Raw genomic sequence first — 2703 nt, forward strand, 5'->3', positions numbered from 1 at the left:
GGTGATGGCGTGCCTTTTGAAGAATGAGCCTGCGAGTTAGCGGCATGTCGCGAGGTTAACCCGTGTGGGGTAGCCGTAGCGAAAGCGAGTCCGAATAGGGCGTTGCAGTGGCATGTTCTAGACCCGAAGCGGAGTGATCTACCCATGGCCAGGGTGAAGCGACGGTAAGACGTCGTGGAGGCCCGAACCCACTTAGGTTGAAAACTGAGGGGATGAGTTGTGGGTAGGGGTGAAAGGCCAATCAAACTCCGTGATAGCTGGTTCTCCCCGAAATGCATTTAGGTGCAGCGTCGCGTGTTTCTCACCGGAGGTAGAGCTACTGGATGGTCTAGGGGGCCCACAAGCTTACCGAAATCAGCCAAACTCCGAATGCCGGTGAGTGAGAGCGCGGCAGTGAGACTGCGGGGGATAAGCTTCGTAGTCGAGAGGGAAACAGCCCAGATCGCCGGCTAAGGCCCCTAAGCGTGTACTAAGTGGAAAAGGATGTGGGATCGCTGAGACAACCAGGAGGTTGGCTTAGAAGCAGCCACCCTTGAAAGAGTGCGTAATAGCTCACTGGTCAAGTGGTTCTGCGCCGACAATGTAGCGGGGCTCAAGTACACCGCCGAAGCCGCGGCATTCACATAACACCCGCATGTTTCTACGGAAGTGTGTGCAGTGGTGTGGATGGGTAGGGGAGCGTCGTGTGGCCATGGAAGCATCGGGGTGACCTAGGTGTGGAGGCCATGCGAGTGAGAATGCAGGCATGAGTAGCGAAAGACGAGTGAGAAACTCGTCCGCCGAATGACCAAGGGTTCCTGGGCCAGGTTAATCCGCCCAGGGTGAGTCGGGACCTAAGGCGAGGCCGACAGGCGTAGTCGATGGACAACGGGTTGATATTCCCGTACCCGTGTGAACGCGCCCATGATGAATCATCGGTACTAACCGTCCAGAAGGTTCCTTTTTCCCTTCGGGGGATCTGGGATTGGATGCACGGGACCTTCGGTGGTAGTAGTCAAGCGATGGGGTGACGCAGGAAGGTAGTGGGGCCAGTCAGTGGTAATACTGGTGTAAGCCTGTAGGGCGTGACATAGGTAAATCCGTGTCGCATATAGCCTGAGAGGTGATGCGTACCCGTTGAGGGGAATTCCATGATCCTATGCTGCCGAGAAAAGCCTCTAGCGAGCTTTCACACGGCCCGTACCCCAAACCGACACAGGTGGTCAGGTAGAGAATACTAAGGCGATCGAGATAACTGTGGTTAAGGAACTCGGCAAAATGCCCCCGTAACTTCGGGAGAAGGGGGACCATGTCTGGTGATGGAATTTACTTCCTGAGCTGGGTGTGGTCGCAGAGACCAGAGAGAAGCGACTGTTTACTAAAAACACAGGTCCGTGCGAAGTCGTAAGACGATGTATACGGACTGACGCCTGCCCGGTGCTGGAAGGTTAAGAGGACCGGTTAGTCACTTCGGTGGCGAAGCTGAGAATTTAAGCCCCAGTAAACGGCGGTGGTAACTATAACCATCCTAAGGTAGCGAAATTCCTTGTCGGGTAAGTTCCGACCTGCACGAATGGCGTAACGACTTCTCTGCTGTCTCAACCACAGACTCGGCGAAATTGCATTACGAGTAAAGATGCTCGTTACGCGCGGCAGGACGAAAAGACCCCGGGACCTTCACTATAGCTTGGTATTGGTGTTCGGTTCGGTTTGTGTAGGATAGGTGGGAGACTGTGAAGCGGTGACGCCAGTTACTGTGGAGTCGTTGTTGAAATACCACTCTGATCGTATTGGATATCTAACCTCGGACCATGATCTGGTTCAGGGACAGTGCCTGGTGGGTAGTTTAACTGGGGCGGTTGCCTCCCAAAATGTAACGGAGGCGCCCAAAGGTTCCCTCAGCCTGGTTGGCAATCAGGTGTTGAGTGCAAGTGCACAAGGGAGCTTGACTGTGAGACTGACAAGTCGAGCAGGGACGAAAGTCGGGACTAGTGATCCGGCACCGGCATGTGGAAGCGGTGTCGCTCAACGGATAAAAGGTACCCCGGGGATAACAGGCTGATCTTCCCCAAGAGTCCATATCGACGGGATGGTTTGGCACCTCGATGTCGGCTCGTCGCATCCTGGGGCTGGAGTAGGTCCCAAGGGTTGGGCTGTTCGCCCATTAAAGCGGCACGCGAGCTGGGTTTAGAACGTCGTGAGACAGTTCGGTCTCTATCCGCCGCGCGCGTTAGAAACTTGAGGAAGGCTGTCCCTAGTACGAGAGGACCGGGACGGACGAACCTCTGGTGTGCCAGTTGTCCCGCCAGGGGCACTGCTGGTTGGCTACGTTCGGAAGGGATAACCGCTGAAAGCATCTAAGCGGGAAGCCTGTTCCAAGATGAGGTTTCTCACCCCCTCGAGGGGGTAAGGCCCCCGGCAGACCACCGGGTTGATAGGCCAGAACTGGAAGTGCGGTAACGCATGGAGGTGACTGGTACTAATAGGCCGAGGACTTTCTAACGAAGGTGCTACGCGTCCACTGTGCGGTTTCTGAAACAGCACACACATGCACTTCTTTCCCTTTGGGGTGGGGGTGTGTGCGTGGAGTTTCATAGAGTTACGGTGGTTATAGCGTGGGGGAAACGCCCGGTCCCATTCCGAACCCGGAAGCTAAGCCCCATTGCGCCGATGGTACTGCACTCGACAGGGTGTGGGAGAGTAGGACACCGCCGAACACCCGTT

2 rRNA genes are annotated in these 2703 nt (G+C 55.8%); both read left to right on the forward strand.

Annotation, left to right across the window (positions count from 1 at the left end):
• Nucleotides 1-2482 (forward strand): 23S ribosomal RNA (locus HF886_RS20780); the annotation flags it as partial.
• A 97-nt stretch (nt 2483-2579) separates the two neighbouring features.
• Nucleotides 2580-2696 (forward strand): 5S ribosomal RNA (rrf, locus tag HF886_RS20785).
• Nucleotides 2697-2703 lie beyond the last annotated feature (7 nt).

Source organism: Rhodococcus sp. 105337 (assembly GCF_012844225.1).
Lineage (GTDB): Bacteria > Actinomycetota > Actinomycetes > Mycobacteriales > Mycobacteriaceae > Rhodococcus.